This is a genomic window from Sphingorhabdus sp. (genome assembly GCF_050921905.1).
In the GTDB taxonomy this organism is placed as follows: domain Bacteria; phylum Pseudomonadota; class Alphaproteobacteria; order Sphingomonadales; family Sphingomonadaceae; genus Sphingorhabdus_B.
The window spans coordinates 2,310,775-2,336,201 of record NZ_CP050888.1 but is presented as its reverse complement, the minus strand read 5'-3'; the positions used below and the strand labels follow the sequence as shown (position 1 = coordinate 2,336,201).

Genomic DNA, 25,427 nt, shown 5'->3' with positions numbered 1-25,427 from the left:
GCATTAGGGTCAGGACCTAATCCGAATTACCATTTTCACCCGGTTCGCGCTTGGCTTCCTTTGCCATTTCTATATCGATTTTTGCTTCAGCCGCTTTCACCTTGCGCTCCGTCTCCGCATATTGCGTGTCAAAATCCTGCTGACACCCCGCCGCCAGCAAAGAAGATACGGTCAGACTGAGCAAACACAGGAATCGGCGCATCAATAATCCTTTTTATACCGAATATTGACGTTCGATGTTCCGCCGGTTCCAATCTGGCTAAGCACGGAGAGCGCGCGGGTAAGACTGATTTCCAATTGCGTTGCGGTATAGCCGCGGGCGTCAGTTACGATTTCGACATAGACGTCATTGGTAATATATTGGCCGAATGCAACCGCCGTTTCGCGACCGCTATTCGCATCTGCATTCAACAGGCGCAAGCGGTCAAGACCCGTCGCCGATTGCAGCACCCCAAGCGGATTTAGCCCGCCCGACCCGCCGCGCAAGCTGTTGAGTGACCCTGCAAGCTGGACCGCCTGAATAGCAGACAATTCGGCGATGGAGTTTCCAAACAAGATCCGCGCCATGATTTCATCCTGCGGCAAGGCAGGCGTTGAACTAAAGCTAATGGCAGGATTTTGCCCGGTACCGGCAATATTGACGCGCACCGTCGTCCCATCAACCGAGCTTGCGGCCGTCACGCGGATGGATGGATTGCTTGCAGGCCCGCCGTTGAAGGAAATGCGTCCGCTTTCCAGTTCAAAGGATCGGCCTGCAAAGCCAAGCGTTCCGCGCACAAGTCCCATATCGCCTGAAATCAATGGTGCATCGCTGGTCCCTGTGATCCGCAAACTTGCCCCCCATTCGGACTCTAGTCCCATGCCGCTCACATATAATTCGTCGGGGGCCTCCAGCCGGATGTCGAGTTTCCAATTGCTTGGAAGACTGCTGATCGCATCGGCATCGCCGGACACACGTGCGCGGCCCGTTGGCGCTTTGCGGCGAACGCCGGTTAAGGTTGCGACCTTGGCCGCGCCTTGCCTGATAATCTTGAACCGCGTTTCTGGCAGACGCAATGTGCCACTAATCAAGGCCGCGCCGTCGGGCGTGTTGGTGACGCTGATCCGGCCAGTCGCCGTTGTCGAAATCAATTCGCTGCGCGCAACGCGGGCGCGGTCGAGGTCAAGGTTAAGTTGCACAGGAAAGCCCTTGGCCGCACTTAAGTTGACGATGCCTTTGCCCGTCACTGTCCCATCGCCCGCTTTTGCGCTCAGCTCCGTGACTTCCAACTGGTCATTTGTGAATACGCCCCGCACACGCAGATCGGTCAATCGCGTGCCATAGCTATCATTTTCATACACAAGGTCATTGGCGCGAACGACGCCCGTCAATATCGGGGTCTGCACCCTCCCCGAAAAATCGGCCGCAACGCCGATGTTGCCAGTCAGGCTTTGGTCCGCAAGTCCGGCCAAGGAAAACAATGTGTCGGCAGGTCCATTATAGCGAATGCCGCCCGACAGGGGCGCAGCGAGCAGCCGTTCGGTCCAGCGTGCATTTCCGGGGGGCAACGGCGTCAAGTCAACCTGCATTCGACCGACCGCTGCCCCACGCCGTCGGATGATAAAGCGGGCATTTCCGCCGGTCGGAAGCAATCTTGCGACCAAGCTGATGTCCACAGGCTGTGATCGCGACCCCAGATATGTCCGGGCAAAGCGGCTGATCTCCAGCCGCGCGTCCGCATTCGGGAAGGCCGCCAATGACGCTTGCGACCAGTCCAGACTGCCGCTCGCACGCCCGCCAAGGCCAAGTCCGGGCAGGAGGGGATCGAGCACGGCGATATCGACCTTGTCGAAGCGCGATTGAAGGACAAGGGCGTCGCCATAACTGCCCGCAATGCGCAAATTGCCATCCGCAACGTTGATATTGCTCGGTAAAATATCATAGCCGTTCCGGCGCGGGACAATGCGCGCTGGGTTGTCGGTAGCGAAATTGACGCCATTGGCGCGGCCCTTGGCGGCAATCCGCCACAATTGCGGGGTGAAGTCGGCATTTGCGGCAAGGCGAAAAGGAACCTGCCTCCGGCCTTCGGCCAATATTTGTGCCGCACCGGCACCTGCACGATAATCCAGTTTAGCGCGTGCTGCGGCGATCGAGATGTCATTTACAACCGCGTTTTCAACTTGCACATCGGCAATGACCTGCGGGTTGTTATATAATATGATGTCCGCATTGATGATCCCACGCCCAATGGCCAGCTTCCGTTCGCCGGAAAGACTGGCATTTATAGCAACAGCGTCAATACCCACGCGCTGAAACTTGCCTTGCGCCGACAAAGCGATGGTTCCGTCAAAGCCCGAACCTGCCCCCTTCAATGTCCCAACAAATGGTCCTGACGCTGCCTGCTGGATACGGCCCGTTACGCCGATGCCTGCAAAATTGCCGCGCAAGATATCCATCGTCATCGGCCCCTTCCCCGACAGCACATCGACATCGCCGCTGATTGGGCCGTAATCGGTCGAACCCGTCATCGCGATGGCATAACCCCGCGGGCTAGCCGTCACGATGCCAACGACATTGGACATGCCGATGCCGAACCCCGGATTGGTTGCCGTAATGCGATATTCCGGACGGTCGAAGGTGCCAGTCATCCCGACGCGCACAGGGCCATATTGGTTGGAATAGCCTTGACCATTGAACACCACACCGCCCCCTTGGGTCACATAGGTACCGCTGCCGCTGTTGAGCCGGAACAAGGGCGACACCAATGTCGCGCGCGTGATCTGCAATATGCCATTGGTGCCATAACGGATGCCGGCATTAACGAACATTTGGCCGCCCAGGAAATTCTGGAAACCCTGGCTGAATAGCCGGGTTGAACGCGCCTTTACGGTGCCGACCAGCGCATAGCCACGGCCACGCGTGGTTTCGACATCGACATCCGCAACGACATTGAACAGGCCAACCGAGTTGACCTGAAATCCATCGACCTTTCCGTCTAACGCCGTGGTGTAAACGCCTTTATCAATGTCACCGACCAGCAACGCTTTTGCGTTGATCCGGTCGGAACGGATTTTCAAATTGTCGGAGAGCACACGGCCGTCAGCGATAGCAATATCGCCATTGACGCGAACGTTGGTCAGCAAACCGCCCGCGATTTGGTTGACGCCCGTTACCCGGCGCGCCGTCGCGTTAACAGGGATGATGAAACGGTCCGCCTTCGCCTGCATTTCGCCGGTGACGGTCACATCTTCAAATGCTGTGGCATCAAATGCCAACCGACCTGCACTGGCGGAATAGGCGACCATGGGACCAACAATGGCGCCATTGAGCAATGCCCTGCCGCGAATATTTGCGCCACTGACATTCGACCCGATGATGCTGGGGCGGAGAATCCGGAAATCCAGCGCGAGGTCATCAAAGCTGCCTTTGCCCAAATCGACCACGCCGTCTGCATCTACCGCGACCGCAGCCGAACGGATGCTGCCCGTGATCTTCGCAACGCGATTGTCGAAGCTTGTCGCCATGTCCAACATTGCCACTGGCGATAGCGCCCGCATCAGCAAGCTGTCGGCTAAGACTTTGGCAGGCGCTGCGGTGCCTTTTATCGTAAATGTCCCTTCGCGCGCGGTAAGCGCAAGGTCCGCTACGTCCTCAGACGCCAATTGCGCCGTCAACGCGCCATCCCATTTCCGCCAACTGCCGCGACCAGTTAAGCTGGCCTTCATCGGCACTTCGCGGCCAAGTAGCCCGGCAACCAAACCTTTTGCTGGTGCATCGAGTTTCAGGTCGACATCAAAACGATTATCGTCAGGCACAGCGTCGAGTTTTAAAACGATGCGGTCACCGCGCATGCTGCCTGCGGCCGCTTCAATTATTGCGCGCCTGTCGGCAATCTTCACTTTGCCAGACAATGAGGCGACTTGCGCCTCCCCCGTAATGGCCTTGGCAAAGACGATGCGGTCCACCTGCAGCCGTTCGATGTTGATATCTAGATCAGGGAGCAGCGGGTCGCCTCGGTCGGGGACAATATGAAACGCGGGCAAGCGCGATAACTTGAGTTCTTTGGCCGTCAGCGCATTGATGGCAATACCGCGGCTAAAATAGGACAAAGGGTTCCAGTCCAGCCGGATTTCGGGCGCGCGCGCAAATTCGCCCTTGGGGTCACGAAAGCGGACGTCGGACAAAACTGCGTCGCCATAAATCGACCCATTGATTTTACCGATCCGGATGTTGAGGCCATTTTCCATCTCAAAAGCCGCAATCTGGCGTGCAACAAAGTTCCGACCGGACTGGCTATCAAGCCAAACATAGCTGCCCATCACTATCGCGAGCATTAACGCCGCAACGGCAACACCGGCAATAGCAACCCGCCGCCACACCATTAAAATGCCTGCCCAATCGACACGTAAACGCTGAAGCGGGAATCGCCAGGTCGCCGGTTCAACGGCGTTGCAAGGTCCAGCCGAACGGGACCGAAATTGGTGTAGAAGCGGCCACCAATGCCAACGCCCACGCGCCAGTCGTTAAATTTGGGGATGCTCGATTCATAGGCTTGTCCTGCATCGACAAAGCCAACAACGCCGAAATTGCCAAAGCGATAGCGTCCCTCCAGCGCGAATTCGTTCATGCTTCGCCCACCAATGGGATCATTATTCGGGTCCAAGGGGCCGAGCCGTTGATAGCCAAAACCGCGCACAGATCCGCCACCGCCGCCATAGAATCGGCGCGATGGTGCCAGATTATCCCGCATGATGCCGGCTATGGTTCCAACGCGCGTGCGGGCCGCCACCACGATATTGTCTTGCACCGGATAATAATAAGAACCGTCCAATATGGCGCGGACGTAAATCTGTGTGCCCGTTCCCAACGATGCCTCAGGTGAGACCCGCAAATTAACGCGATAGCCCCGAATGGGATCAAGCAGATCATTCGATCGGTCAAAACCGACCTGGCCCGGCAAGGCGGCAACATAATATAGCTGCCGGTCGCGGGCACCGCGCGCCAATTCAAACGCATCTTCGGACGTGCCTAAGATTTCCGCACCTATCGACCATGTGAATTTCTTTTGCCAAATTGGGGTCGAGACAAACGCCATCGTCACACCCAACCGCCCGGTATATGCCTCAAACGCATCATAATTGCTGTGTAATGCCGACAAGGATATCTCGATATTGCGGTCGCGCCGTCCGGCATTGGCGCGGTCAAAAGCGACGCTTGCTGCTTGCTCCTGCGTGCCAAGCAGCGCTGCTACCCGTAAGGCACCTTCCGGAGGAAACAGGTTTCGGTGCGTCCAACTGCCCTCTGCGCGAAAGCCCTGCCCCGTCCCATAGCCCGCACTTGCCGCCAAACTGCGCGGCGGTGCGGCCTCTTGGCGGACAAGCAAATCGGCATAAGGCGTTCCGTCTGGTGCCACGCCTTCGCCGGGAACCGCTTCGACCGAAACAGTAGACAGCAATCCAGTGGCAACCAATGCGGCGCGCAGGTCATCCACTTTGCGGCTGTCGTAGAGATCGCCCGTCTTAAAGCGTCGCAATATGGCGATATGCTGCGCACCAAATGCGGGGCTGCCTTCGGTGCGCAATTGCCCGAAATAGCTGCGTGCGCCGGGGTCCACCGGCAAGGTGTAGTCGCCAAGGCCATTTGCGTCATCCAACAATATATCGCGCTGGCCAACGGCGGCGAAGGGATAGCCATTTTGCGGCAATGCGACAGAAATGTTCGCTTCTGCCGCCAAAATGACATCGGCAATGATCGCATCACCCGTTTTTGGCACGAAGTTGGCGCTGATAAGGTTAGCCGGCTGCACCGCTGGGCCTGCAAAAGCGATCTGCCCCAGATAATAACGGCGGCCAGGCAGGACGGTCAGGATGACATTGACTGGCCCGCTTTGTGTTGCCGATATTTCGGTCTTCACCTGCACATCGGCATCAAAAAAGCCCTGCCCGTTCAAAATGTCCAGCAACAGTTGCCGGTCCGCACGCGCACGTTGGCCAATCTCGGCGCGGCTATCTGCGCGGCCGCCTTTCTCCTTTAGCGACGAAAGATCGTGAAAGCGCGCCCGGACATCATTCCAGGCCGCCGCCTCAACCGCAATGCCATCGGCGTCTTTGGCCAGCTCTGTTGTTGCAGCCGCATCCAAGCCATCGAGGCGCAGTATGTAGCGCACGGCTCCCACCTCGCGTTCCCCAGCCTGCGTGGGTTCAGGCGGGGGTTCGGCATCAAAACTTGCGATAGGCGACAAGGGATCGTCCAACAACGGGTCGGTCACCGGCGGATCGGGCAGCAATTCGACCGCATCATTATCTTGCACCGCCAAGATAGCCGGGTCAGCAGCGGTCTGCGCCACCTGCTGCGCCGCAGAGCCGTCTGCTGCACGATTTTCCTGATCGGCCTGCCACGCTTCGATGCTTTCCAAGGGGGCGTCGTCGAGCGACGGAATGGCGGCGTTAAACTCCGTGTCGGTTATGATAGGCGCATGCGGACCCGTTGCAGGTGCCGCAGCCGCCGGATTTTGGGCAAGCACCGGCGCAGCAGCGCTCGTCAAACATAAAAAGGCAATTGTTCGGATCAAACAGGCATTCCCCGGCCCTAACACCCCCTTATGCAAAAAGGTTCCGCTTGGCCCGGGAACATCCGATAGTGCGAACGGCAAATGTTGCAAACAAGAACGCAATGCTGGGGTGTAAATGGTGGCTTATGGGTCGGCTTGCATTCACTCTAAGCCTTCGTTAGATCGCCAGCGTTGTGTCACTCTACGGCAATAACGGTGTCATACCCCCCGATATGCGTCAGTCCTTCATGGCTCTCTATGCCTGTGTAACGTAGCGAGGAATCCTCGTATCGGCGGAATGCAAACACTGCCTCGTTCATCCGCTCGGTATTGAACACGCGTAGCCGCACTAGAAGGTTGAAGTCCTCAACCGTTAGGCCGGTGACTGTCAGGAATAGTTCCGGCTCGATTTTTGTGATAACGTCGATCAGCGTGTTTTCGCGGAAATCGGTTAGATACATGAAGGCCGGAATGCGCGTTGCGAATTTGATTAGCTTTTCCTGAATCTGCTTGCGCTTGTTTTTGTATTCTTTTTCCTCGTCGGTCAGCTCCTTTTTCTCGGCCTTGGACAGTTCGCCATCCTTGGCCTTCTTTTTGAGATCCTTGACCGCTTCACTCTTGTTGATAATCGTTTCGATCGTGTTGTCGTTCAGGCTGCGCCAGCCGACGATCTTCCCAACAATCGCCAGCGCCTCAGCGTTTGCTAACACGCGCGCGAGTGTAGCATTATCGACATTGACAAGCAGCGCCGATTCCCATTTCCGGGCAAGCAATGTTCCCGCCGTCCCCGTCAAAGCATAATCGAGGATTTCACCGGCATCGAGATATTTGAGCACAGCGCCATCGTGCGCCAGCACCGGCAGGAAAGAGACCAGGTCAGCCACCACCTTTTCAAGGTTCGTCTCACCGGGAGAAAGCCCGGTGCCATATTCGGAAATTTGACGTAGCGCTCGGGTGGGCGCAAAATCGAACACGAAACAGACCGGTTTCAAAACCTGCTCGGCTCCCGGGTCGTCACCCTCGGGGTTCTTAATTGACCAAGGCGATTGCACCCGGAACGCTGCCTGGAAATAGGTCTCGGGTGACTTCAGGTTGCGCAGCATCAGGATTGACGACCATTGCGGAACCGTAACACCAGTGGTCAGCTTACCGCACGAAAGGGTGATCGTCTTGCTGTCGTAACCGCTACCGATCATGTTTTTCACGCGCCTCAGGGCTTCCAGCCCGATGCCAGCCGTCGTTCCTGCCGCCACGATAACCTTATAGTCGCGCCAGAACTGGTTCTGCGGTTTTTCGAGCAGATTTGCCATTGCCTGACACGCCGCGACATCGGGCAGGAACCAGAAGGCATGGTTGAGATAAGGCAGCAGGCGATCATTCTCGTAAGGAAAGGGTGCCTTAGTGCCGCTCCGCATCTGCTCCACGGTCTGCGGATTATATGACCCCCGGATAATGTTCAGCCACTTCTGAACGTCGCTTTCATGTGCGAAGGTGGCGAGGATGCCGGTCCCGCTTGCCGAAAAGAAGGCGTTGAGATCGAACTCGTCGAATTCGCCGTCGCTGGCGATCGAAGTCAACTCCTCGGGCATTTGGTAAGTGAACATGCTTACCATCGGCAGCGCGGCATAGGGATTGCGCTTGCCCGGATGCTCCTTGGCAAACTTTGCCTTGGCCCGTTGTTCGTCGGTGTAGGTCCAGTTGAAAACCTGCTCTTCGATAAATTCGGCATCGCGCAATATTCGAAACGGTGTGCCCGACAAATAGAGATACGCCCGTGCGGTAATCGGCAGGAAGTTCGATTCCTGCTCCAGCGGTTGCTGTACTTCGGCGGCGCGTTCGGCCGCCTTTTTCTTCTCTACGTCGGCGTCCCCGAGCAACGCTTCGACATATTCGATCTTCTTTTCTTCGTCGCCTTCGAACAGCGCTTTGGAATTCTCCCGCCACGCACCGAAGTGATATTCGTCAAAAATCACCAGGTCCCAGACGGTCGTATGCAGATGCTCGTTCTTAGCCTTGATGTTGCCCAGGCTGTCACGCCCCAGCAAATCCTGCAGCGACCCGAAATAGACAAGAGGCTGGTCCTTCGGCATTGCTCTGGGATTGCCACCTGCCTTCACCGACATATATGTCCAGCCGTCAAAATCTTGGTGATTTTGCAGGTCCGTTTGCCAAGCATCCTCAACGGCGGGCTTAAAGGTAACGACCAAAACCCGCTTGGCCGCGAGTTTCTTTGCAAGCTGATAACTGGTGAAAGTTTTGCCGAAGCGCATTTTGGCATTCCACAGAAAGCGCGGAACGGCCTTTGCATCCTGCGCCCAGCGCGACTGGTAATAGTCGAAAGTCTGTTCAACCGCCTCCGCCTGTTCAGCGCGCATCGGGAAATCGTCGTTGTGCGTGCCAGTGAAGCGCAGCCCACTTTTCAGCTCGGCAATCGCGGTTTTCACATCGGCGGGTGAACAGCGCATCCATTCCCGCGACGCGCCAATCACGACATTCTCAAAGCCTTTTTCGATCAGCCGCTGGCGGATGTCACCGTCACGAAAGCCGCTGCCATCGTCGCGCTCGGCAAAGTCATCAATGTGCAGCGTATAGGCTTGGTGCATTTGCCCTTGGCTCTGGCGGATGCGGTCGTTGACATTCTCGCGGGCCGTCTGCCCGATCTTAATCAGCCCGGCATAGGCCGCAGGCGGATCGTTCGGCGTCCACGCATAAATGCGCAGCCGGGCCTCGGGCTGTGGGGTGAGGATGTCGTCGATGGTGGGTTTAGGCATCGTCGAGAACAGGCCTTACCATTGTTTCGATGAATGCGATTTCATCGTCTGCCAAGCCGTACTTTTCGTAGAGCATCTGGTCCGTCCAGTGCTGCGAAAAGTCTTGTATAGGCACGAAGGAATAGACTCCCCGCATGGCATCCTGGGTGTTTTTCCTCAACATGACGAGAAAGCGAAAAAACCGAGTTTTTATGTATTTTCTTGCCGACTCAGCCTCAAGCTTACTCTCAAATGGCCCGATCATTAAATAAGTTTGTGTGCAGCAGCTGTCGATCTCGCCAAGAAATGGTTTGCCTAAGAGTCTGACTCATAATTATCATGTTTAATATCATAGTTTTGCGATTCGTCTAGCGAGGAACTGGACGGAGGCCATGAACAGCCATGCCGTTGCGGAAGCGATGCTGCGCTCGAAGTCTTTGGCAAGGCGCCGGTTGCGGTTTAGCCATGCGAACGTTCGCTCGACGACCCAGCGGCGCGGTAGAACAATAAAGCCATTTGCCCGGTCAGAACGCTTTATGATTTCGATGGTCCAGTCGCCGATCTTGGTCAGCGCGGTTTTGAGCTTGTCACCGGCATAGCCGCCATCGGCAAAGACATGGCGCAGCCAAGGGAAGCTATAACGGATGTCGGAGAGCACGATCGGCGCGCCGTCGCGGTCCTGTATATCGGCGCTGTGAATAATGGCGTGTACCAGAAAGCCGTTCGTATCGGTGATGATATGGCGCTTGCGCCCCTTCACTTTCTTGCCCGCGTCATAGCCGCGTATGCCGCCGCTTTCCGTCGTTTTGACAGACTGGCTGTCAATCACTCCGGCGCTGGGTGAAGCCTCGCTACCCTGCGCCACCCGGGCATCCTGGATCAGATAATGGTTGATCCGTTGCCATGTGCCATCATCGCGCCAAGCGTAAAACCAACGCTGCACCGTCGAGGAAGGTGGAAAGCCCGGCGGCAGCATCCGCCATGGCAGGCCACCGCGTAGCAGATACAGCATCGCTTCTACTATCCGCCGCATCGGCCATTTGCGCGGACGGCCGACAAAGGACGGCAGCGGAAAAAACGGTTCCAGAACCGCCCACTCCTCATCAGTTAAATCACTTGGCAAAGCCAATCCGTTGCGTGCATGATGCGCGCGAGTGGTGTCGGTCCACATCGTTGAAATCCTTCGGGTTGTTGCAAAACCGCTGAATCAATGATGTGGAAAAGCGTCAAGCTAACTCGCTGACACTACTCAACTTAATTTCGGGTCAGACACTAAAAACAAATATGGATAACTACCACGCTCGCCATATGACTTGGCTATAAAAAGCTTATGTTTACCCACCCATTGAGAGTTTTTCTGAACGGTGTCTCTCGGAATGTGACCTATTCCATTAACGGTATGGATCACCACTGAACCGGGGAATGCTTTATCTTTGTAGTCTTTAAAGGACGACAGAAACCCAAAAGGTGTTTGAGGGCTAACAAATGTTGAAAAACTTTCCTCTCCGAACTCTTTTACTTTCCGAACGATGGAAATTGCCTCATTGAACCGAATGAAGGTGCTCTGTTTTTCTTCGAGCAATGGCCTCGTCATTTCGGAGACTTGATCACCTTGTACAGTTTGAATTTTCGCATCGCCTTGGTTGTCGCGATCCCAGAGAAAATAGCAAACGCCGCCAGAGATATCGACGCCGGGAAAACAGTCTACTGCATTTGGATAATCAACAATTGTCCGCAGCCGCAGGTCGTTCAACATTTCCTCTCGGAATTCATCGAGGCCCCTTCCACCGGCAAACCATCTAGCCGGGATGACCATTGTCAAAAATCGAGGATTAAGCTTTTTCGCTTGTGAAACAAAATGCTGATAAAGTGGAACGGCGTAATTTTCTTTTTCGACCCCTATATTTAGTTGATATGGGGGATTGCCGATTACTACATCGAATTGCATGTCATCTCCAAATATCTCTGCGACCCGCGCATCGACGTCGTCAGCGTGGATAAGTGCATACGCGTGGGTTTCTAGGCCCTTATCTCGAACGAATAGGGCTTGTGGCGCACCGCAAAACTTGCACCTGCCATTGATCCAAGTATGTTCGGTCCGCTCGAACCAAATGTTCCCATCGTCGTTATCAAAGCTCTTAGCGACCGAATGGTCGCCCTTTGCGTGTTTCGAACAATAGAGACTTCGCCGCGCGAGTAGGCTGGTCAGTCGGGTGATACCAATACCAAAAACCTGCTTCGTCAGGATATGGTCCACCCGCTCTTGCAGGTCCGGAATTTCCCCTTCCAGCCCCGCGATCAATCGCTTTGCAATTTCCCGCAGGAACACGCCCGATTTGGTGCAAGGATCGAGAAATGTAACCTTGCTGTCCGCCCATATATCCGCGCCTTTATTGCCAGCCGCCCAGCCTTCCGCAAGCGTATCCAGCATCCGGTTTGCAAATTCCGGCGGGGTGAATACTTCGTCGTTCGACAGGTTCGCAATACAGGTCAAAACATCCGGATTGCGACCGCGCAATGTGAAGCCAGCCTGTTGGGTCATGCGGCCACGTCCGCCGCCGCCAATTCGGCTACGCGCATCGGCGGATAGCTTTCGGTAGGCTGAAAAATCTCGTGGCTGCCAAGATGTGCGAACAGCGTCCGTTCCTCACGGAAGCTCGACATGCCCGTCAACACATCAAGGCGGAAATCGCGTCGTTGAAACTTGCCCTTGCCAATATAACCCCATTCAACAATCAAAATCGGGCCCCCATCCGCATTTTTCATTGTCATCGCATCGCCGTGAATCAGATTAAGCGACAAGACGTGGCTGGCGGCACGATATAATTCATCATGGCTTTCAAGCCGGAGATACTCGGCGAACACTGCCAACATATTCGCGCGGCATTCGGCGATATTGTCGGATAACAATTCGATGCCGTAGCAACAGGTGAGCGCCAACAATGCGTAATGGCGTTTCTCGAAATCGCTCTTGCCATAGCGTGCCTCGACCGCCGCCAGCTTTCGCTGCAAAATAGGCACAAGGAAATTGCCACTGCCGCATGCGGGTTCCAGAAAACGGCTATCAATCCGTTCGGTCTCGCCCTTCACCAGATCGAGCATCTTTTGGACCAGCCAATCGGGGGTAAAAACCTCGCCATGATCGGCAACGCGCTTTTTCGATTTGATCAGTTTTTCGGGCGTGAAAAGTGGTCCTTCGTCGCGGGTTGTAATGAACTCCGCTTGTGCAGGTTTTATGCCGTCTGACTTTTCCTGTGCGCTCATTCGGCCAATGAACTCCAACGAACTTGCTATCTGCACAGGTGGCTTTGCAGTTCCTGCCTCCCACGAACTAACAGTGTCCGGCGGCACCCGGAACTCTTTCGAGACATCATCAAGGCTAAGCCCCGCTGCAATCCGGCTGGTTGAAAATGACATTCTGTTAGCTATGCCATTTCAACAGAAAATCGCAATGGCTTTCACGTCTATTGTTCGGCCATGTTCATCTGATATAATCTGTTTTTTCCTACGCCCGCTCTGTCGCGCATGCACTATTAACGCTGAACCGAAAAATGGTGCCCGGAAGAGGACTCGAACCTCCACGCCGTTGCCAGCGCCAGCACCTGAAGCTGGTGCGTCTACCAATTCCGCCATCCGGGCACGAGACATGCAGGCTTTTTCCGCATGTCGGGTAGGCGCGCTCCTTTAAGCGATTAGGTGATATTGTCAACGTCCGTGCCAAGCACAGCAGATTAAATCCACGCGCCGCGCAGGCCAGGCACATGTCGGCCTTGAAAGCTGCTTAGCGGTGGTGCAAAGCGCGCGCAGGACTTCACGCTGGCTGACGGAGCATATATGCAGGGCAAGTTGATAACGGTTTTTGGTGGCGGCGGGTTTTTGGGCCGCTACGTCGCGCAGGCGCTGCTGGGTCAAGGCGCGCGGCTGCGTATTGTGGGCCGCAACGCCAATAGCGCCAATCATATCAAGCCGCTGGGCAATTTGGGCCAAGTGCAATTGATGGACGCCGACATCCGCAAACCCGCCAGCGTTGCCCGCGCGGTGATGGATGCCGATGCTGTCGTCAATCTGGTGGGCAGCTTTGCCGATATGGACGCCGTGCAGAATATGGGCGCGGGCATCGTGGCACAGGCCGCCGCAGACGCCGGCGTTGGCGCTTTGGTCCACATCTCGGCAATTGGCGCGGACGCACAAAGCGACGCCGAATATGGCCAAAGCAAAGCGGGCGGCGAAGCGGCGGTGCATGCGGCATTTCCCGCCGCCGTCATCTTGCGGCCGTCAATTGTGTTTGGCCGCGAAGACCAGTTTATCAACCGCTTTGCCGGGCTGATCCGCATGTTGCCCGTCGTTCCGGTTATTGGTGCGGCCACAAAGTTTCAGCCTGTCTTTGCTGGCGACGTTGCCAAGGCCGTTGCCGCTGCTTTGGTGCATCAGGATGGCCGCGTGCTGGAGCTTGGCGGGCCGGAGATATTTTCCATGATGGAGCTGAACCGCTGGATCGCCAAAGCGATTGGCCGCGACCCCCTGTTCATCGAAGTGCCCGATATCGCTGCAAAGATGCTCGCCAAGGGCACAGGGTGGATGCCCGGCGCGCCGATTACCGATGACCAGTTTAAGATGCTGGGCCGTGACAATGTGGTGACGGGCACCGACGGGTTGGCGGCTTATGGCATCGTGCCGACGCCGTTGGATGTCATTGCCGCCGATTGGTTAAACATTTACCGCAAGCATGGCCGCTTTGGCAGTAGCCCCACAGCATGAGCGACACGATGATCGCTTTGCTCCTCGGCTTTATTGAGGGGCTGACGGAGTTTTTGCCGGTGTCATCGACTGGGCATCTTATCTTGGCGGGCGAGCTGGTTGGTTTTACCGATAATAGCTCAGTCGCGTTCAAGATTGCCATTCAGCTCGGCGCGATCTTGGCGGTGCTATTGGTATATTGGCGGCGGTTTTGGGCGGTGGGCACGGGGCTGTTGAAGCGGCAGGCTGGGCCCGTTGCGTTCACGCGCAATATCCTCTTGGGCTTTGCCCCTGCTGTGGTGATTGGCGTGGTGGCTTATGATGCCATTCGCGCCGCGATGCAGACACCGCAGATTGTTGCCATCGCGTTGATCGTAGGCGGCATCATCCTATTATTGCTGGAGCGCGTGGTGAAGACGGTGCGCTTTAACACGGTTGAGGAAATCCCCTTTGGCACGGCTTTGGCGATTGGCCTTGTCCAGTGTACCGCGATGTTGCCGGGCGTGAGCCGGTCGGGCGCGACAATCATGGGCGGCCTTATGATGGGTGTCGAACGCAAGACCGCCGCGGAATTTTCTTTCTTCTTGGCCGTGCCCACGATGATGGCCGCAACGGTATATGCTTTGTGGAAAGACAGGGCGCTTTTGAACGCGGACGACCTGGGGATGATCGGCATTGGCTTTACCATGGCGTTTCTGGTCGCGGTGGTTGTGGTGAAGGCGTTTGTCGCCATTGTCGGCAAATATGGATTTGCCCCTTTTGCGTATTACCGAATCATCGTTGGAACAGCCGCGTTGCTATGGCTGACGATGCGGTAGGTGCCGATACGGACCTTTTAATTTGAAATATTATTGCGCGCGCGTAAATTATCGTCTCAAAATGCGTTAATTTAGTCAACAAAGCTGCCCTATTATTGGATTTTCACGTGACAGCTCATGTTCGCCGCGTTACGCGCAGCGCTTCTGAAGGAGCGTGTTGTGGCAAAAGATCCGATGCTGAAATTTGTTTCGAAGCCGCAGGCTTATCCGCATAAGCGGGAAGCCGAATTGCGCGCCGAAGATTTCGCCGAAATCGCAGATCGCTATGCGCCCGCCGCAGCAGCGGATCAGGCGTCGCGTTGTTCGCAATGCGGCGTGCCCTATTGTTCGGTCCATTGCCCGCTGCACAACCATATTCCAGATTGGTTACGCCTGACCGCCGAAGGGCGTTTGCGCGAAGCCTATGAGATGTCCAGCCTGACCAGCACCATGCCTGAAATCTGCGGCCGTATTTGCCCGCAGGATCGCTTGTGCGAGGGCAATTGCGTTATTGAATTTTCGGGCCATGACGCGGTCACCATTGGCTCGGTTGAAAAATACATCACCGATACCGCGTGGGAGCAGGGCTGGGTTGAACCCGTCGATATTGGCCCATCGCGCGGCCAATCGGTGGGTATCATCGGCGCTGGCCCCGGCGGGCTGACGACCGCAGAATATCTGCGCGTCGCGGGCTATGACGTGCATGTATATGACCGCTATGACCGCATGGGCGGGCTGATGACCTATGGCATCCCCGGTTTCAAGCTGGAGAAAGACATTGTCATGCGCCGTGTCCAGCGGCTTGAGGATGCGGGCATTCACTTCCACGCCAATTTTGAGGTTGGCCGCGATGCATCGCTGGATGATTTGCGGGCGACGCATGACGCGGTGTTGATCGCGACCGGCGTCTATAAGGCGCGCGCAATTGCGACACCGGGCATCGGGCTGGAGGGCATCATCCCGGCGCTGGATTTCCTCACCACCTCCAACCGCAAGGGTTTTGGCGACATTGTGCCTGCTTTTGAAAGCGGCGCGATGAACGCACATGGCAAAGACGTCGTCGTCATTGGCGGCGGCGATACCGCAATGGATTGTGTCCGCACCGCGATTCGCCAAGGCGCAAAATCGGTGAAGTGCCTCTACCGCCGCGACCGTGAAAATATGCCGGGTTCACAGCGCGAAGTGACCAATGCCGAAGAAGAAGGCGTCGAATTTGTTTGGCTGTCCGGCCCCAAGGGCTTTGACGGCAATGGCAAAGTCGAGCGCGTGCATGTGGCGAAGATGCGGCTTGCCGCGCCTGATGCCTCCGGCCGCCGCACGCCGGAAAATGACCCCGAAGGCGACTTCACATTGAACGCCGATATGGTGATTACGGCGCTGGGCTTTGAGGCCGAAGACCTGCCTGTCCTGTTCAACGCACCTGACCTCAACGTCACCCGCTGGGGCACCGTGCGTGTCGATCATATGACGCAGATGACGAACCTCGACGGCGTATTCGCCATTGGCGACATCGTGCGCGGGGCAAGCCTTGTTGTCTGGGCAATCCGCGACGGGCGGGATGTGACGCAGCATATGCATGATTGGTTGCAGGCCAAGGCAAAATTGGCAAAAGTCGCGGCTTAACAATTGGGAGTATGAATATGTTGAAATCCACTTTGCTCGCTTTATCGCTGACGACAGTTTCCTTCGTGCTAGGGACCCCGGCCTTCGCCCAAGAATCGCCGACGGAAGTAACTGCAACTCCTGTTGATCCGGCGAGGCTGAAAGCAGCGGAAAATGTGGTGATTAAGCTCGTTCCTCCGGGCACATATCAGCGCATCATGAAAGATATGATGGATACTATGGCCAGCGGCATCGTGGACCAGATGCTGGGAATGGATCCAGCAGTAATGGCCGCTATGGCGGGTGATGAGGCGAACGGCGCGGTTGCTGGCAAAACGCTGGAACAGCTTGCCGCCGAAAGAGACCCGTATTTCCGCGAACGGATGGACATCATGATGAAAGTCATGTTCACTGAAATGGGTGCGATGATGGTCGAGTTAGAGCCGGAGGTCCGCACGGCATTGTCGAGCATCTATGCCAAAAAATATACGCTTGCCGAGTTGAACGATATTGGAGCGTTTTTTGCTACACCAAGTGGGGAGAGTTTTGCTGGTAACTTCATGAGTACGTTTACCGATAAAGAATTGATGCAGGCTTCATTCGGCATGATGCCAAAAATCATGGAAGCCATGCCTGCTATTATGAAAAAGGTCGAAGCCGCGACGGCGCATTTGCCACCGCCGCCTAAGCCGTCAACCGAAACTACAGAGCAATAAGAGGGTGCTGTGATGTCAGCATAACAGACGAAGATATGACCCACCAATTCCCCACAACCGAACATGAACGCCTTGCCCGTGAAGGCATGTATCATCCTGAGTCCGAAGGCGATGCCTGCGGCGTAGGGTTGATTGCGGCGACCGATGGCAAGCCTTCACGGCGGGTTGTGGCGGCGGGGATTGAGGCGTTGAAGGCCGTTTGGCATCGCGGCGCGGTCGATGCCGACGGCAAGACCGGCGATGGCGCAGGCCTGCATATCGATTTGCCCGTCCGTTTCTTTGACGATGCGATTTCGGACAGCGGCCACCGCCCCATGCCCAACCGGTTGGCGGTTGGCATGGTGTTCCTGCCGCGCACCGATTTAAGCGCACAAGAGAATTGCCGGACGATTGTTGAGGCGGAGATTATCGACGCTGGCTACTCCATTTATGGCTGGCGTCAGGTGCCTGTCGATGTCTCCGTGATCGGCGATAAAGCGCAAGCGACGCGGCCCGAGATCGAGCAGATCATGATTGCCGGACCAATGCCCGAAGAGGTCGGCGCAACCGAATTTGAAAAGAATCTCTACCTCGTCCGCCGCCGGATCGAAAAGAAGATCATCGCTGCGCAAATCCGCGATTTCTACATCTGTTCGCTGTCGTGCCGCTCAATTGTCTATAAGGGCCTGTTCCTTGCGGAGTCGCTGTCGGTATTTTACCCCGACCTGCAAGATGACCGCTTTGAAAGCCGCGTTGCGATTTTCCATCAGCGTTATTCAACCAACACTTTCCCGCAATGGTGGTTGGCGCAGCCATTTCGCGGCCTTGCGCATAATGGTGAGATTAACACCATCCGTGGCAACCAGAATTGGATGAAAAGCCACGAGATCAAGATGGCCAGCATCGCCTTTGGCGCGCAGTCGGATGATATCAAGCCTGTCATTCCCGCCGGATCATCGGACACTGCCGCATTGGACGCCGTGTTCGAAACCTTGGTCCGTTCCGGCAAGGAAGCGCCAACGGCCAAGCTTATGCTGATTCCTGAAGCATGGCAGTCGAACCCCAATTTGCCCGCCAACCACCGCGCCATGTATGAATATATGTCCAGCGTCATGGAGCCATGGGACGGCCCTGCCGCTTTGGCGATGACCGATGGACAATGGGCCGTCGCAGGCGTTGACCGCAATGCGCTACGCCCGTTGCGCTACAGCCGGACGTCAGACAATTTGCTGGTGATCGGTTCCGAAACCGGAATGGTTGTCCTGCCCGAAACGACGATATTGGAAAAGGGCCGCCTTGGCCCTGGACAAATGATTGCCGTCAATCTGGATGAAGGCAAATTATACCGCGACGGCGAATTAAAAGATCGCATTTCGGCCGAGCAGGATTATGGCGCATTGGTCAGCGGCTTCCGCCGCATCACCGACTTGCCAGAGGCTGACGACGACAGCGCGCCCGCTTGGTCGCGCGCGGAATTGACGAAGCGTCAGATCGCCGCTGGCATGACATTGGAAGATGTCGAAATGATCCTCGCGCCGATGATCGAAGATGGCAAGGAAGCCATTGGGTCCATGGGCGACGACACCCCGCTGGCCGTCATCAGCGATAAACCCCGCCTGATTAGCCAATTCTTCCGCCAGAATTTCAGCCAAGTCACCAACCCACCGATCGACAGCTTGCGCGAACGGCATGTGATGAGCCTGAAAACGCGTTTTTCGAACCTCGCCAATATCCTGGAGGAAAAGAGCCAGAATGCCGATGTCTTGGTTCTGGATAGCCCAGTCCTGACGGCGCACGATTGGCGCAGGTTGAAGGCCGCGTTCGGGCCATTGGGCGCCGAGATTGATTGCACTTATGACATTTCCGACGGGCAAGAGGGCCTGCGCGCCGCCATTAGCCGTATTCGCGAAGAAGCGGTGGCCGCCGTGCGGATGGGCAAATCCGAACTGTTCCTGACCGATGAAAATATCGGTCCCGACCGCGTCGGTATCGCGATGATCCTCGCGGCGGCGGCTGTGCACACGCATTTGGTCCGCAATGGCCTGCGCAGTTATTCGTCGATCAATGTCCGTTCTGCCGAATGCTTGGACACGCATTATTTCGCCGTTCTCATCGGCGTTGGCGCGACCACGGTGAACGCCTATCTTGCCGAAGCGGTGATTGCCGACCGGCATCTTCGCGGCTTGCTCGGTGGCTATACGCTGACCCAAGCCGTCGAAAATTACCGCATAGCGATTAACGAAGGTCTGCTGAAGATCATGTCCAAAATGGGTATCGCGGTCATCTCCAGCTACCGTGGCGGTTATAATTTTGAGGCGGTTGGCCTGTCACGCGCTTTGGTCAACGACTTCTTCCCCGGCATGCCGAACAAGATTTCGGGCGAAGGCTATCACTCATTATATGTCAACGCGCGCGACCGTCATAATGACGCGTTTGATGCCGCCGTTGCGCGCCTGCCCGTCGGCGGATTTTACAAGCAACGCGACGGCGGCGAAGAACATGCTTATTCTGCGGGCCTCATGCATTTGCTGCAAAGCGCGGTCGCGAATGACAGCTATTCGACCTACACGCAATTTGCGCAAGGCGTGAAGGAATTGCCGCCGATTTACTTGCGCGACTTGCTGGAATTCAACTTCGCCAAAGAACCCGTCGCGATTGACGAGGTTGAGGCGATCACCGAAATCCGCAAACGCTTTGTCACGCCCGGAATGTCCCTCGGCGCATTGTCGCCAGAGGCGCATGAAACGCTCGCCATTGCCATGAACCGGATCGGCGCAAAGGCCGTTTCGGGCGAAGGCGGCGAGGACAGCAAGCGTTTCAAGCCTTATGAAAATGGCGACAACGCCAACAGCGTGATCAAACAGATTGCCAGCGGCCGCTTTGGCGTCACCGCCGAATATCTGGGCGCGTGCGAGGAAATCGAAATCAAGGTCGCGCAGGGCGCAAAGCCCGGCGAAGGTGGGCAATTGCCGGGCTTTAAGGTGACCGAAATGATCGCACGTCTGCGACACTCGACGCCGGGCGTGACGCTTATTTCACCGCCACCCCATCACGACATTTATTCGATCGAAGATCTGGCGCAGTTGATTTACGACCTCAAGCAGATCAACCCGCGCGCGCGGGTCTGTGTGAAGCTTGTCAGTGCGGCGGGCATTGGCACAATCGCGGCAGGTGTGGCCAAGGCGCATGCCGATGTCATCCTGGTCTCCGGCAATGTCGGCGGCACGGGTGCAAGCCCGCAAACCAGCATCAAATATGCGGGCACGCCATGGGAAATGGGCCTGTCCGAGGCGAACCAAGTGCTCACGCTCAACGGCCTTCGCCACCGCGTAAAGTTGCGCACTGATGGCGGTTTGAAAACCGGGCGCGACATCGTCATCGCCGCGATTTTGGGTGCTGAGGAATTTGGCATCGGCACGCTCAGCCTTGTTGCCATGGGCTGTATCATGGTGCGGCAATGCCATTCGAACACTTGCCCTGTTGGCGTGTGCGTTCAGGATGAGGCCTTGCGCAAGAAATTCACGGGCACACCGGAGAAAGTCATCAACCTGATGACCTTCATTGCCGAGGAAGTGCGCGAGATACTGGCGAAGCTTGGCTATCGCAGCCTTGATGAAGTCATTGGCCGCACAGAGCTGCTGCGCCAGGTCAGCCGGGGTGCCGAGCATCTCGATGATCTCGATCTCAACCCGATATTGGCCAAGGTGGACGCGCCCGACAGCGCGCGCCGTTTCAACATCCCGACATTCCGCAATGAAGTGCCCGACAGCCTTGACGCGCAGATGATCCATGACGCGCGGCCCGTGTTTGAACGGCGTGAGAAGATGCAGCTAACCTATAATGTCCGCAACACGCACCGTGCGGTGGGCACAAGGTTCAGCTCCGAAATCACGCGGCTATATGGCATGAAGGGCCTATCCGAAGGGCATGTCCATGTCCGTTTGCGTGGTTCCGCTGGCCAATCGCTGGGCGCGTTTTTGTGCCAAGGCATTACGCTCGAAGTATTTGGCGATGCCAATGACTATGTCGGCAAGGGCCTGTCGGGCGGGACAATCATATTGCGTCCGACGGTCAGCAGCCCGCTGGCTAGCCAGCAAAATAGTATCATCGGCAACACCGTTCTGTATGGCGCAACATCAGGGCATTTGTTCGCGGCAGGACAAGCCGGGGAGCGTTTTGCGGTCCGTAATTCGGGCGCGCATGTCGTGGTTGAAGGCTGCGGGTCCAATGGTTTGGAATATATGACCGGTGGTATCGCAGTTATCTTGGGCAAGGTCGGCAGCAATTTTGGCGCTGGCATGACCGGCGGCATGGCGTTCATGCTCGATACCGAACGCGACTTCACCCAAATGGCGAACCCGGACAGCATCATATGGCAACGCCTTGAAAGCGCCTATTGGGAAGAGGCGCTAAAAGCCCTGATCACCGCGCATGCCGAAAAAACCGACAGCGCTTGGTCGAAATCAATCATGGAAGATTGGGATCGCAGGCGCGGCGAATTTTGGCAGATTTGTCCAAAGGAAATGCTCACGCGCCTGAGCCAACCACTGTCCGACCATGAAGCATTGGAAGCGGCGGAGTAAATAAGAACTGCGGCAGGCCGCCGGGCCAATGCGCGCAAAGAATCGCCGCTGGCCAATTGCCGCTTTCCCTGCTTTATGCGTCACTTCGACTTGTGACGGAGAAGCCTTATTCATGCGTAGCCTGTTCATCGCCGGGTGCTTATTTGCGCTTTCGACACCTGCTTATGCCGATGCCAATGATGATCTCACGGCTTTGGTCGATGACGTCTGGGCGACGGCGTTGAAAGAGGCGCCTGTCTTCGCCAGCGCGCTTGGCGTGAATGATTATGCCAATGAACTTGGCGATTATACCCTAGCGGCGCAGGACCGCAGGGCCGCCGATGCGACAAAGTTTCTAATCCGCCTGAATGCCATCCCGGCAGATGCATTAAGCGCTGCGTCGAAGGTGGAGGCGGGCATATTACGCCGGTCGTTGGTGTCTACGATCGAAGGCAATCAGTTCGGCCAGCGCGCCATCAACTTCACGACCTATTCGAGCTGGCACCAACAACTCGCCAGCATGTCGCGAAACTTGCCGTTCAAAACCAAGACAGATTTTGAAAGCTACAATGCCCGGCTTGCGCAATATGGTCGCGTCAATGACGAAAATATCGCGGTCGCCAATGTCGCGATCAAAGGCAGGTTTACGCAGCCTTGCGAAACACTGACCGGATTTGAAGGAACCGTTAGCGGCCTGATCGCGTCGGACATTCGCCGGTCGCGCTTCTACGGTCCTTATGCGGCCAAGCGCCCCGATAGCATTTCGGAAAGTGACTTTGCGGCGCTGGCGGCCAGTGCCGAGGCAACCATCCGCAATGTCATCCACCCAGCGCTCAACACACAATTGGCGTGGTACACCGCAAGCTACAAGCCCGCTTGTGCCAAGGCCCCCGGCGTGTCAGCGCAGCCCGATGGCGCGGCTTATTATGCCTTTCGCATCCGCGAAGAAACCACCACCAATCTGACGGCAGAGCAAATCCACCAAATTGGCCTGAGCGAAGTATCACGCATTCGCGCCGAAATGGTCGATGTCGCAAAAAAGGCAGGCTATCCGAGCCGCGAAGCCTTTATCGAACATCTGCGTACCGACCCGCAATATTATGCCAAAACGCCAGAGGAGTTGATGGAAAAGGTCGCGCGGGTGACCAAGATAATCGATGGCAAAATGCCCAGCCTGTTCGGCCGCTTGCCCCGCTTGCCATATGGCATAAAGGAAATTCCGGCGGAGACTGCTGAAGGAACCACGACGGCTTATTATAATCCAGGATCGCCCGAAATTGGGATATCCGGCACCTATTTTGTCAACACGTCGAAGTTGAACCAGCGCCCGTTCTGGGAGATTCCAGCGCTTTCTGTGCATGAGGCGGTGCCGGGGCACCATCATCAGATCGCGTTGCAGCAGGAGCTGCCCTTATCCGATTTCCGCAAATATGGCGCATCGTTCACGGCGTTCACCGAAGGATGGGGGCTGTATTCCGAACGGCTTGGTATCGAAATGGGGCTATATGATACGCCTGCCAAGGATATGGGGCGGCTATCCTACGAAATGTGGCGGGCGTGCCGCCTGGTGGTCGACACCGGCATTCATGCCAAGGGTTGGAGCAAGCAGCAGGCCATCGCCTTCATGACCGACAACAGCGCTTTGTCCGCCGCGAATATTGAGGCGGAGGTAAACCGTTATATCAGTTGGCCGGGTCAGGCGCTCGCGTACAAATTGGGCGAGCTGAAAATCCGCGAATTGCGCAATATGGCGACCAAGGAACTCGGGCCGAAATTTGATCTGGCCGCGTTCCATGATGCGGTGCTTGGACAAGGGTCTGTGCCGCTGGACGTGCTGGAGCAGCAGATTAAGGACTGGGTTGCGGTGGAAAAAGCGAAAAGCTAATTTTAGCTTTTCGGTTGCGGAAGCGGTTCGGCCTCTGCATTGGCCGCTTCTTTTGCGTCTAGCTCGGCTTGTAGCTTGGCTTCCCGCTCGGCGCGGCCTTTTTCAAATTCGACAACGCGCGCCTCAACTTCGGCGGCTTCGGCATCAATGCCCGCCATGCGCTTGGCGCGTTCGGCAGCAATCAAGCGGCCAAAAGTGATGCCGGGGTCTTGTGCTTTTTCGGCATAAGCCTTGTTAATCTCCGCCAAGCCGCAGCCGGTAAAACCGCCAGCGCCAGATGGTGAGCAGCTCATCGTGCCGCTTGCCGCGACATATTCGTAGGATTTAATCCGCTCTGACATCGCTTCGTTGCGCGGGTCATTGGGGTTACCGCGCAAGGATGAAGGAATGCGATAACGGTCCGCCTCGCCCATGCGGGCGCAGACGACGATTTCATCGCCGACGCTTTCGGGGCATTTGTCGTCGCCATAGATGATAAGCTGGTTAATTTTTTCATCGCCAGGCTTCGCAGCCGGTGCATCTTGCGCCGACGCCTGAACCGATAGCATCAAGGCGATGCTCACGAGCGATATTTTAGCCATTGCTTTCACGGGATCATCTCCAAGAATGTGTCGGCCTGTTTTGAACGGCGCAGGCTGAATGCGCGATGAAGCTTATATATGTTTCGACACGGCAATGGCGGTGCGGCAACTTATGCGGACCAACGCGCTCATCAACGGATAGGCAGGCGCGCGTTCCGCGCCTTGCGCCAAAGCAGTGGCCTTATGTTCCAACTCATCGGCTTGGAAATCCAATATCATCGCCGATAGTTCGGGGTCACTGTCGCCAATTTCGGCGAGTTGTTCGCCATAATGGCGGTCGATTTCGGTTTCGACGGCGACAGTGCACGCCATGGCCGCCTCCGGCCCGATTGCCGCAGACACCGCGCCAAGCGCAAAGCCCGCGACATTCCAGATAGGGTGTAAGGCCGTGGGGCGAACGCCGCGTTCCGCCATCATCTTATCAAAGGCGTTCAGATGGCGTTCCTCTTGTTCGGCCATATGCGCGATGCTGCGCGCCGCAGGGGTTCGGTCGCCCATCACCGCAAGCTGCCCCGCATAAATCCGTTTCGCGCCAAACTCGCCCGCTTGGTTCACGCGGATCATGCGCTCCATTGCCCGTGTCCGCTGTGCGGAGGTTTTCAGATTTTCTTGCGGCGCCATATCATTGCCAAGATGAGCATTGCGCCGCCAAACGACAAGAGAAAATTATACCCCGCAAGAGAAATGCCAAATAAGGTCCAAGGGGCAACGTCACAACGCAATAAGGGGGCGTTCATGATCGACTTGAGCAGATCATCGCCGCTACCCGAAATTGTCGCGGTGCAAGCGGTCAGCCCTTCCCAATAGCCATATTCCACGCCCGCATGAAACCCGCCAATAAGGCCGCTGGTGGCAATCGCCAATGCCGCCAAAGCGACCAAGACGTTGCGATAGGCAGCGTTGCTGACGCAAAAGGCGACCAGCGCAATCGCAACCGCCGCAAAATGCGGATAACGCTGCCACCAGCACATTTCGCACGGGAAAAGACCGCCAATATATTGCGACCCATAAGCGCCAGCCAACAATGCCGTGGGAAGCAAAAATGCGAGCATATGGGCCTTGTTGAATTTTGGTGTCATATGCGGTGATACCTAGAAAACTGTCATGATGAATGTATTTGAGCATCTTACTACAGCGTCGCAGCAAAAGTAAAATGGAGAAGCAAGATGTGCTCTGCACGCCTTTGGCTCCAAGATGACTCAACCGTGCCACGGCGCACAAACAAGTTCAGGACAACGCGGGTTTAAATTCTCTTTGGCTCCAGCATAACGGATTCTCAATGCCCCTT

Annotated in this window: 16 protein-coding genes and 1 tRNA gene; 6 read left to right on the top strand and 11 right to left on the bottom strand. The window is 56.3% G+C overall.

The features are described from left to right. Positions 1 to 16 precede the first annotated feature (16 nt). From HEQ18_RS11365 to HEQ18_RS11330, 8 genes are all read right to left on the bottom strand, one after another. Positions 17 to 202: a hypothetical protein gene (locus HEQ18_RS11365; protein WP_397605684.1), complete on the bottom strand. Its 186-nt coding sequence runs from the start codon at positions 200 to 202 to the stop codon at positions 17 to 19. Then, positions 202 to 4,362, bottom strand: a complete 4,161-nt coding sequence (locus HEQ18_RS11360; protein WP_432814801.1) for a translocation/assembly module TamB domain-containing protein — start codon at positions 4,360 to 4,362, stop codon at positions 202 to 204. The genes HEQ18_RS11365 and HEQ18_RS11360 overlap by 1 nt, the downstream gene beginning before the upstream one ends. Continuing rightward, a complete protein-coding gene (locus tag HEQ18_RS11355) occupies positions 4,362 to 6,551 on the bottom strand; it encodes an autotransporter assembly complex protein TamA (protein ID WP_432814800.1) in 2,190 nt (729 codons plus the stop codon). Before HEQ18_RS11355 ends, HEQ18_RS11360 begins: the two co-directional genes overlap by 1 nt. 176 nt (positions 6,552 to 6,727) lie before the next feature. Further along, positions 6,728 to 8,974, bottom strand: coding sequence for a DEAD/DEAH box helicase family protein (locus HEQ18_RS11350; protein WP_432814799.1), 2,247 nt, complete (start codon positions 8,972 to 8,974; stop codon positions 6,728 to 6,730). Between the two features lie 655 nt (positions 8,975 to 9,629). Continuing rightward, positions 9,630 to 10,451, bottom strand: coding sequence for an IS5 family transposase (locus HEQ18_RS11345; RefSeq protein ID WP_432814158.1), 822 nt, complete (start codon positions 10,449 to 10,451; stop codon positions 9,630 to 9,632). Positions 10,452 to 10,529: 78 nt separating this feature from the next. Then, positions 10,530 to 11,822 (bottom strand): Eco57I restriction-modification methylase domain-containing protein, encoded by a 1,293-nt coding sequence (locus tag HEQ18_RS11340; protein WP_432814798.1) that lies wholly within the window; start codon positions 11,820 to 11,822, stop codon positions 10,530 to 10,532. Continuing rightward, entirely contained in the window at positions 11,819 to 12,697 is an 879-nt protein-coding gene (locus tag HEQ18_RS11335) for a DNA methyltransferase (RefSeq protein WP_432814797.1), read from the bottom strand. The genes HEQ18_RS11340 and HEQ18_RS11335 overlap by 4 nt, the downstream gene beginning before the upstream one ends. A gap of 135 nt (positions 12,698 to 12,832) precedes the next feature. Next, a tRNA-Leu gene (locus HEQ18_RS11330) sits at positions 12,833 to 12,919 on the bottom strand. 195 nt (positions 12,920 to 13,114) lie between these two features. Between HEQ18_RS11330 and HEQ18_RS11325 the strand changes: the two genes are divergently transcribed. From HEQ18_RS11325 to HEQ18_RS11300, 6 genes are all read left to right on the top strand, one after another. Beyond that, positions 13,115 to 14,038 (top strand): complex I NDUFA9 subunit family protein, encoded by a 924-nt coding sequence (locus HEQ18_RS11325; protein ID WP_432814796.1) that lies wholly within the window; start codon positions 13,115 to 13,117, stop codon positions 14,036 to 14,038. Further along, a complete protein-coding gene (locus HEQ18_RS11320; RefSeq protein WP_397580524.1) occupies positions 14,035 to 14,835 on the top strand; it encodes an undecaprenyl-diphosphate phosphatase in 801 nt (266 codons plus the stop codon). Before HEQ18_RS11325 ends, HEQ18_RS11320 begins: the two co-directional genes overlap by 4 nt. A 159-nt stretch (positions 14,836 to 14,994) precedes the next feature. Continuing rightward, positions 14,995 to 16,437: an NAD(P)-dependent oxidoreductase gene (locus tag HEQ18_RS11315; RefSeq protein ID WP_432814795.1), complete on the top strand. Its 1,443-nt coding sequence runs from the start codon at positions 14,995 to 14,997 to the stop codon at positions 16,435 to 16,437. Positions 16,438 to 16,454: 17 nt separating this feature from the next. Beyond that, positions 16,455 to 17,132, top strand: coding sequence for a DUF2059 domain-containing protein (locus tag HEQ18_RS11310; RefSeq protein ID WP_397605537.1), 678 nt, complete (start codon positions 16,455 to 16,457; stop codon positions 17,130 to 17,132). A 35-nt stretch (positions 17,133 to 17,167) separates the two neighbouring features. Then, positions 17,168 to 21,694: a glutamate synthase large subunit gene (gltB, locus tag HEQ18_RS11305; protein ID WP_432814794.1), complete on the top strand. Its 4,527-nt coding sequence runs from the start codon at positions 17,168 to 17,170 to the stop codon at positions 21,692 to 21,694. Between the two features lie 112 nt (positions 21,695 to 21,806). Continuing rightward, the gene (locus tag HEQ18_RS11300) at positions 21,807 to 23,558 is read left to right on the top strand and encodes a DUF885 domain-containing protein (protein ID WP_432814793.1); all 1,752 of its coding nucleotides are present in this window, start codon (positions 21,807 to 21,809) and stop codon (positions 23,556 to 23,558) included. A 2-nt stretch (positions 23,559 to 23,560) separates the two neighbouring features. On the opposite strand, the gene HEQ18_RS11295 is transcribed toward HEQ18_RS11300, so the two are convergent. The 3 genes from HEQ18_RS11295 to HEQ18_RS11285 form a co-directional block, all read right to left on the bottom strand. Beyond that, on the bottom strand, positions 23,561 to 24,139 hold the full coding sequence (locus tag HEQ18_RS11295) for a hypothetical protein (RefSeq protein WP_432816001.1): 579 nt from the start codon (positions 24,137 to 24,139) through the stop codon (positions 23,561 to 23,563). 72 nt (positions 24,140 to 24,211) lie between these two features. Next, positions 24,212 to 24,760 (bottom strand): demethoxyubiquinone hydroxylase family protein, encoded by a 549-nt coding sequence (locus tag HEQ18_RS11290; protein ID WP_432814792.1) that lies wholly within the window; start codon positions 24,758 to 24,760, stop codon positions 24,212 to 24,214. After that, positions 24,739 to 25,218 carry a disulfide bond formation protein B gene (locus HEQ18_RS11285; protein ID WP_432814791.1) on the bottom strand — a complete coding sequence of 160 codons (480 nt, stop codon included), beginning with the start codon at positions 25,216 to 25,218 and terminating at the stop codon, positions 24,739 to 24,741. The genes HEQ18_RS11290 and HEQ18_RS11285 overlap by 22 nt, the downstream gene beginning before the upstream one ends. Between the last annotated feature and the right edge of the window lie 209 nt (positions 25,219 to 25,427).